8 protein-coding genes are annotated in these 8699 nt (G+C 28.9%); all 8 read right to left on the bottom strand.

What is annotated here, in order from left to right; genetic code table 11:
• Positions 1 to 473: 473 nt before the first annotated feature.
• The 8 genes from L8X33_RS03370 to L8X33_RS03335 all read right to left on the bottom strand — a co-directional run bounded on the left by L8X33_RS03370 (position 474) and on the right by L8X33_RS03335 (position 8524).
• A complete protein-coding gene (locus L8X33_RS03370; protein ID WP_263669960.1) occupies positions 474 to 971 on the bottom strand; it encodes a TlpA family protein disulfide reductase in 498 nt (165 codons plus the stop codon).
• Positions 932 to 1423, bottom strand: coding sequence for a TlpA family protein disulfide reductase (locus tag L8X33_RS03365; RefSeq protein ID WP_263669958.1), 492 nt, complete (start codon positions 1421 to 1423; stop codon positions 932 to 934). Before L8X33_RS03365 ends, L8X33_RS03370 begins: the two co-directional genes overlap by 40 nt.
• The gene (locus L8X33_RS03360) at positions 1413 to 2069 is read right to left on the bottom strand and encodes an ABC transporter ATP-binding protein (protein ID WP_012661870.1); all 657 of its coding nucleotides are present in this window, start codon (positions 2067 to 2069) and stop codon (positions 1413 to 1415) included. The genes L8X33_RS03365 and L8X33_RS03360 overlap by 11 nt, the downstream gene beginning before the upstream one ends.
• Positions 2069 to 3184, bottom strand: coding sequence for an ABC transporter permease (locus L8X33_RS03355; protein ID WP_263661191.1), 1116 nt, complete (start codon positions 3182 to 3184; stop codon positions 2069 to 2071). The genes L8X33_RS03360 and L8X33_RS03355 overlap by 1 nt, the downstream gene beginning before the upstream one ends.
• Complete coding sequence (locus tag L8X33_RS03350) at positions 3174 to 4466, bottom strand: ABC transporter permease (protein ID WP_263669957.1); 1293 nt, start codon at positions 4464 to 4466, stop codon at positions 3174 to 3176. Before L8X33_RS03350 ends, L8X33_RS03355 begins: the two co-directional genes overlap by 11 nt.
• Positions 4456 to 5877, bottom strand: a complete 1422-nt coding sequence (locus L8X33_RS03345; protein ID WP_263669955.1) for a Fe-S-containing protein — start codon at positions 5875 to 5877, stop codon at positions 4456 to 4458. The genes L8X33_RS03350 and L8X33_RS03345 overlap by 11 nt, the downstream gene beginning before the upstream one ends.
• Positions 5878 to 5954: 77 nt before the next feature.
• Complete coding sequence (locus L8X33_RS03340) at positions 5955 to 6476, bottom strand: ferrirhodotorulic acid transporter, periplasmic binding protein (protein WP_012661874.1); 522 nt, start codon at positions 6474 to 6476, stop codon at positions 5955 to 5957.
• Positions 6473 to 8524, bottom strand: coding sequence for an FTR1 family iron permease (locus L8X33_RS03335; protein WP_263669953.1), 2052 nt, complete (start codon positions 8522 to 8524; stop codon positions 6473 to 6475). Before L8X33_RS03335 ends, L8X33_RS03340 begins: the two co-directional genes overlap by 4 nt.
• Positions 8525 to 8699 lie beyond the last annotated feature (175 nt).

The raw sequence follows: 8699 nt of genomic DNA, 5'->3' as shown, positions 1-8699 counted from the left end.
AGTTTTATCATAATTTGCCTGGGTGGCAGCTTCTAAAGAGTTTAAGGAAAATATAGCGAGTAAGAAAAATTTTAATATCATGCAATATTTTCTCAAAATATGACTGAACAATATCCCCCCCCCCTAAGGTTTAAATTAAAAAATAATCTTTTCATGGTATTTAAAATACCTCCTAGAAATTTTATATTTTCATAAAAAAGTTATACTACTGCTATGCATATAAATTTAAGCTTAAATTAAGAATAAGATATAAAATATCTCATTTTGAAAAAAATTATCAAAATGCTTGCTTATAGGCTTTTAGGTTAATTATTTTAATTGGGTATTTTTGTAACATACCAAACAATCAACATACAGCCTATCAATAACATTAACAATATATTTGCATTTTAGAGTACATAAAAAATCACTTAAAAAAATAATTGCAAATTTTATTTTTTAATTAAAAATAAACTTAAAAAAGTTAGCAGTAGTTATTGTAAAACTTTAATTTTATTTTCTAAAACACTTTTTGGAGTAAGTCCGATGAATTTTTCATTTATCTTGCCTTTTTCATCATAAAAAACTATCACAGGCACACCATAAATTCCACCCACAGCCTTAGACAAAAATGAGCTTGCTTTAGCTTCATACATAAGTGGTAAATTTAACTTTTTTTCCAAAAGAATTTTTTGGGCTTCTTCTTTTGATTTAGCTCCATTTAACACCGCTAAAATAGGAAAATTTCTTTCTCTATAAAGTTCATTTAGCATAGGAATTTGTGCATTACACGCACCACAATCTTGCGTGAAAAAAAATAAAGCATAAGCTTGATTTGCATTTTGTGTTTTTAAGGTTTTTTCAAAACCATCGTATTTAAAAGTATAGTTTTGACTTGAATTTAAGGTTTGAAATTCATTATTTGAGCATGCACTAAAGAAAAAAACACTTATTAAAGCCAAGAAGCAATAGAAGCTTTTAGTTGTGACCATGGTTTTTCTCCTATGATTTTATCTTGCACAACTCCATCTTTAATGACAAAAGTTGTTGGTACTGCAAAAATGTTAAATCTTTGCCATGATATATCTAAATCATCTTGCAAAAATATAATATTTTTATAATCATATTTTGTAGCAAATTCTTCAAAATCTTTCCCCTTATCCACAGAATCAAGTGCTAAAATAGTGATTTTTTTAGGGTATTCGCTAGCTAGTTTTTCCAAGAGTGGTAAGTCTTTTAAACAAGATGCACAACCTTGCTCTACAAAGGTTAAAACAATGAGATTATCAAAATCAGCTAGTTTAATTTTCTCACCTTCTAAATTTTTAGCTGCGATTTCTGGTGCTTTTAAGCCTACTTTGCCGCCATTTTTATTGTTGTTTTCAAAACATGCACTTAAAAAAACTAAACATAAACAAGCTAAAATTATACTTTTAATTTTCACTTTTCATCACTCCATGGCTTAAAATGATAGTTCTATCAGCAAAAGTAGCTAAGTCTGGATTGTGAGTGATTAAAACTATGGTTTTACCATCTTGTTTTAATTTACAAAAAAGCTCTAGAATATTTTTTTCATTTGCCTCATCTAAATTTCCAGTTGGCTCATCTGCTAATAAAATTTCAGGATCATTCACTAAAGCTCTTGCTATACATAGCCTTTGTTGCTCCCCGCCACTTAATTGGCTAGGTAAATGCGTAAGTCTGTGTGAAAGCCCTACTTTTTCTAGTGCCATTATAGCGTCTTTTTGTTCTATACTTGAGTGATAAAACTGAGCTAGCATAACATTTTCTAAAGCATTTAAATAAGGTATTAAATGAAATTGTTGAAAAATCAAACCTATTTTTTCTCTTCTAATTACGCTTTTTTCTTCTTCACTTAAATTTCCAACTTCTTTATCATCTAAAAAATACTCCCCACTACTTTGAGTATCCATTAAAGAAAGTATATTTAAAAGTGTTGATTTACCTGAACCTGATGGGCCCATAATGGCTAGCCATTCGCCTTGCTTTACTTCTAGGTTGATATTTTGCAAAGCTTTAACTTCATTAAAATTACGATTTAAATTTGAAATTTTTATAATATTTTTCATCACTCACCCTTTAAATTTTCACAAACATTGATTTTTAAGGCTTTTTTTAGCGGTAAGATACTTGCAAAAAATGCAAATACCAAAGAAACAAGTACCGCAAAAAACACTGAAAGCAATCTAAAATCTATACTTGCATTAAAAATCAAATACCCAAAAATATTTGCCAAAAAATATCCACAAAAAGCGCCGAGCAAACTCGCACTCAAGCTTAAAATAAACACTTCAGCTCCAAAAAGTTTAATAACTTCTTTATGTTTAGCTCCTAGTGCAAGGTGCAAGGCTATTTCTTTTTTTCTTGAAAAAATCACTGCACTAAGAGTGGTATTTACACTCAAAGAACTAATGAGCAAAATAGTTAAACTAATCAAAGCCATCAAAGCCTTGATCTTTTCTAAAATCACACCTTCACTAATGGATACTGAAGCTATGACTTTGGCTTCTACATTAGCCTTGCTAAGTTCTTTTGCTTTTTGATCTAAGCTTTCATAATCACCTAGTAAAATAGCTTGAGCATAATTTATCACTTCTTTAGCTGCTAACTCTTGAGCTTTTTTTAAAGAGATGATTAAAACCCCATCTTGCTCATCATTGCTTCTTAAAATAGCTTTGATTTTTACTTTGACTATTTTAGATATACTTGGGTTATAAATTTGCAATTCTTGTCCTATTTTAAGCTCTAATTGTTTAGCTAAATCAGCCCCCACAAAGGCACTATCTTCACTAAAATCACTCAAAGAAAAACTTCCTTTTAAAACCTCCATAAAAGGCTTGGTAAGCTTTAAATTTGCAAAATCAACCCCAACAACTACCGCACTTGAACTTTCAAGATTATAAAAACCATATAAAAATGGGGTTAAAGCTTTTGCTTTCAAGTTTTCTTTGGCTTGATTAAATTCATCCATGCTTAAAAACTCATCATCTTTTGGCGTGATGATAAAATTAGCTCCATAAGCTTTTAATTCTTTGGACAATTTTGTGTCAATATCAAAATAAATATTAAAAAACGAAGCACTTACCATAGCACCCATGAACACAGCTATAAAAATAATACAAACTCTTTTATAAGAAAAAATAAGAGATTTAAAAACCTCTTGCATAAAAAAATTATTTCCCATATAAAACCTCTGAAGTAGAAAGTTTAGAAATTCCTTTGATAGAAAACAAACACCCTAAAAATACTATAAGCACTGCAAAAAATAAACAAATTGGTAGGATAATCCAAGAAATTTCAATGATATGTTCAAATATACTCAAGGCGATAATCTCTGACATACCTATACCAAAAGCAAAGCCCAAAACAGCCCCAACTAAAGCTACCACAAGCCCTTCTAACGCAAAAATCATATAAATTTGCAAAGTGCTAGCACCTAAAGCTTTTAAAAGCCCTATTTCACTTTTTCTTCTAAAAATATCCGCACTCATTAAAGATGATATGGCTATGGAAGCTACGATTAAACATATAATGCTAACTACTGCCATTAAAGATTGAATTTTAGATACTATCAAACTTTCTGCATCTGAAATCGCACTCACTACTTTTGTGCTTGCACCTTTAAAATCTTCTGCAATTTGATAGGCAATAGAACTTACATAAGCAGTACAATACCACTGATCATACTCAAGCTGATCAAGACTATCTACATCGCGTCTTGCTTTTTGTGCTAAATCATTTTCAGGTATAGTCAAAGCTGAAACTTCTGCTTTTGAGAATAAACCTTCTTTTTTAGAAAGCTTTTGTGCCAAAAGCAAAGAAGTGATGATTTTATTTGAAAAAGCTTGAGTTAAATCCATAATACCAACAATTTTTACTTTAAAAATTTGATCATTTTGCACAAGGGTGATTTCATCATCTATTTTCAAATCATACTTTTGTGCTAAATCTATTCCTAGCATTATTTCATCTAAACTATCATCTTTTGGGTAATTTCCTTTGATTTGACTATATTTGTATAATTCTTTAATACCTGCATAAAAATCATCATCATCTTGAATCTTTATAGCCTTATCAAAATAAGTTCCCACTAAAGAGATATTTTCATAATTTGCATTTGGAGTTTGAATTTTTACCTGAGTATCTAAAAATGGCGCAAAGGCATTGATATTATTTCTCCAAAAAATTTCTTTTATAGTATGGAGCTTGTTTTCTTCTAAAAAATTTTGATTTTTCAAAGGCTCATAAATTTTATTACCCACTTCTACACTCAAACTTGCACCTTTAGGTAGAACTAAAATGTTTGATCCATAACTTCTTAATTCTTTTGTAATTTCATTACCTATACCCAAAGTAAGATTTAACATAGTAGCCATAAGTAAAGTAGCTAAAAAAATCGTTAGTAAGGCTAGAGATTTTTGGATTTTATTTTGAAAAATAGAGTTTTTTACAATCTTAACTTGCATAGTCATTTCCTAATAAATTATGAATTCTATATTTTGAAGATTTATTCATATCAATGTATTTTAAAGGATCGTTTTTAAACTCTTCATAATTTTTTTCATTAGCAAAAAAATATGTTCTTCCTTTATAAACATAAGATCTTGGTGCTTTTAAGTTAATAAGCTCGGTATGATCAATAGGATCATAAACTTTCTTTTCTACTACTTGAGTGAAAAAATTTACCCCATCTAAAATTTCTGAAAAAGGTATGATAACTTTACCATTTTCAAATTTATATTTCATAGGGATAGGATTACACCCACCTGCCTTACCTACACTTGGTAAGAAAATTCTAACATTACATGAAATACAAATTAACTCTCCACCTTTTTTAACATACCCCATATCTCCACATATACTACAAGCATCAAAAACTGCTACTGGAGAGTCCTTATCTTCTCTTTTGTTAATCAAGAAAAATCTTACCACTTTACCCTCATCGCTAATATAAGCAAAGCGATGTAAGTTATTATCTCTTAATATTGCCACATCAAAAACAAATTCATTATTTTCATTTGGCTCTACATAGGTTGGCTCGTCTATGGTGATTGGTCTTGAAGCATGCAAGTCATAAAAGAGAAAAATACAAAGACTTAAAATCATAGCACTAAAAATACTTGCACTAAAATTAGTTATAGTTGAATTTTTTGCTTGATTTTTTCTAAATTCTATATCAAAATCTTTTTTCTTGCTGTTTTCACTCACTCTTTGCTTTAGAACTAAAACTATACAAATTCCTAGCAATAAAAACCATATATATGTATAAAATTTAGCATAATATACACTTTTTGCCACATAGCTTAAATATAAACTTTCTGTTTCTATCACACCTTCTCTCATAAGGTGCAATAAAATTTGTGCTAAAGCTTCATTTAGATAAAAAATCACGATAATGAGTAAAAATAAATTTAAAAACTTAAATTTAAATCCCCTTAGCCATCTTGTAAAAAGATAAATCCCAAAACACATAACAAAAGCAAGCAAAATAAGCCCAAAAGAACTAATCGCTAAAGAATCTAAAAAATTAGTGCTTAATATAGGAAAGTCTATAGAAATATGTAAGTATTTTATACCAAAAGCAAAAGATAATAAAAAAAGCAATATTGCTTGAATTTTTTCTTTTAAAAAATTATTTTTTATAAAAGAAAAAATGATAACACTTAAAAACAATAAAACAAATAAAACATCATTAGAAAAATACAACAAATCATAACTTAGTGTTTTGGCGCTAATAAAAAAAGCAAAATAAGAAAAAACAAAACCCACAAAAGCAAGTTTAAACACTAAAGAATTTTTTAGATTATAAAAAAATAAAGCACTTAAAAGTGCGTAAGAAAAAAATACTCCAAAAAAATGTACAAAATAAATCGACATGGGCTCTTCTTTGATAGAATTTATTTATAAAATCAATAATTTTATAAATAAACCCTAGCAAAAAGCTAGGGAAAAAATCACTTAGGTTTTCCTGTGTATTTAAAGTTGTATTTAACTGAAAATGGCTCAAACCATTTACCAACACCCGTTTCTTTATCAACATGGCGTCCAAAACCTTGTTTTTCTGGGCTTTCTATTAAAAATACTAACTCGTAATTTCCAATACCTGTATCCATTTTTAAATTTGCACCATAGTGAGGGCCATCATCTGCTACCATAGGCATAAGAGTTCCTGTTTTTACTTTACCATTGTCAAGATTAGTTAGCTTATAAGCTATAGTTAAATAAGGAATCCAAAAACCTTCTGGAAAGCCGTTTTTATTACCCTTTAATGCATGAATATCTGCTTCAAGGTGAATATCTGCTAAACTTGCTGCAAGATCAATCCCTCTTGGCTCCATTTCGATTGGCTGCAAATAAACAGCTGCTATTTCCATACCATTTAACTCATAAGGATCGCCAATTGGCACCTCTGCTGCAAAAACTGAACTAGCTAAAATACTAGCTGCTGCACCTAAACTTAATAAAGTTTTTTTCATATTTTTTCCCTTTTATTTGAAATTTGCTTTGTTATAAAAATACCCATAATGAGTAAGATTAAAACCATAAACTGAGGTATGATGCTCTCATAGTAAGGATAAATTCCAAGCCATAAAATTCCTTCAAAATCAAAAGGAAGTAAGCTTGGTGTAACAACCTTGGCTTCTATGAGCTCACCAATGCCTTTGCCTGTAAAGACAAAGACCATATAAAAAATAATGTATGAAGTTATATAGAAAAATTGTTTTACTGGTATTTTTAAAGCACCAGCTTTTAATAAATAATAAAGTATTATAAGTATAATTAATCCACTAGCTAATCCTATAAATATAAAACTATAATCTGTGCTTGTTTTTGCATCAAATAATAAAGCTTGATAAAAAAGAATAGTTTCAGCACCTTCTCTGTATACAGCTAAAAACACACTAAACCATAAAGTTTTTGCTGAATTATTTGAGATAGCTTCAACTGCTTGAGTTTTTACATAATTTGCCCATTTTTTATTTTGCGCATTTGATAAAAGCCAAAAACCGACATAAAATAGTAATGCAACAGCCACAAGCATAGTAACGCCCTCTAAAAATTCTCTACTTTGCCCTGCTTGTTCTTTAAAAATCCATGAAATAAAAAATGCAGTTACAAAACTTAAAAATACTCCACTCCAAAGTGCTGAATATACTATACTTAAACGCTTTTTATTGCCACTTTGAACTAAATATGAAACTATGGCTACAACAATGATTAAAGCCTCTAAACCTTCTCTTAAGATAATACCCAAAGCCCATATAAATAAAGACATAGGTGAAGATTCTTGAATTTTATCCAAAGAATTTTCAATTAATGCACCAAGCTCGTCAAAATTTTGTTTTAATTCTTCTTTAGAAGCACTTGCTTTAATAAGTGCAACACCTTTTGAAAAATAACTTTCTATTTTTAATTTTAAAGCACTATCAATAGCACCAATTTTACTTTCCATACCACTTGCTTCAAAAATATCCAAATAAACATTTTGTAAAGCATCTATGCTATTTAAATTAAAACCATCATAATTTTGTAAAATATTATTAAGTGCAATTTTTATATCATCATATACTTTAGTATAGTTTTTAGTACTCATAACACTTTCATCAAAGCCTTTAACCTGAAGTAAAGCTAATTCTTCTTTAGGTAAAGCTAGGAATGCTTCATATAATAAATCTGATATGTCTGAAATTTCATCTCTTATAGCTTTTTCATCCAAAGTGTTATTGTTGATTTTTCTTATTATAGTTCTAAGTTTTGTTTGAATTTTTTTATCCATACCCGCTTTTGTGTATCTTGCTACTAAAACTTCTACCTTTGAATTTCTATAATCTTCGAATAATGCTGATTGGATTAAATCTTTAGCTTTTTGGTAATCTTTATTTACAAAAGCCAATGCTGCTTGATCAAGTTTTGAAATCATTGAATCCATTAAAAATTGCAATCTTGCATCCATAGCTGAAGCTTCTTGTAAGGCTAATAATGTTTCGTCTTTTTGGATATTTTGCTCTTGAGTAGTTGAATTTTGAGTCAAATTTGATGATGTTTGTCCTTTAACATCCTCTCCAAGTAAAGATGCAAACATAGCTTCAGCTTGCACTTGACGCTCTTTTTCTGCTTTTAAAGATGAGCTTTCAGCTGCTTTTTTATCATAATTTATATCACTAGCTTCAGCTTTTAATTGAAATCCTTTTTCTAATATAGGAACGACTTCATCTAAATCAAAATACAAGCTACTAATTAAAGCTTCTATCTTAGAAATATCTTCTTTATCTTTATACATTTTTCTTAAATTAATAAATTTACGCTCCATCACAATGACTTTTCTACCGACATTACGACCAATAGAGCCTTCCATGGTTTCAAAATGCTGAAAATATGCATCTTCAGCTTTTTTCTTAGCTTCTAAATTTTTATTATCTTTATATAACACCATGCTTTCATTCAAAATTTGCTTAATATTTTGACTTTCTTTTTGATAATCAATATCCCTAGCAAGTGTTAAAGAACAAAATAAAAAAATCATTAATAAACTTATTTTTTTAAACACTATTTTACTCCGAAATGATATTCATTTTTAAAATCATAGTCACAAGTATAGTACTAGCTTTCTTAAATTTAGATAAACATTATCATTATTTATTTCATAATAAATCATACAAAAATACTACAAAATGCTACTTTTATCTACAAAATAAGAT

Origin of the sequence: Campylobacter sp. CNRCH_2014_2849, from assembly GCF_025772845.1 — a bacterium.
Lineage (GTDB): Bacteria > Campylobacterota > Campylobacteria > Campylobacterales > Campylobacteraceae > Campylobacter_D > Campylobacter_D lari_D.
Note: the sequence above shows the minus strand (reverse complement) of the source record. Positions and strands in the feature narration are given on the sequence as shown.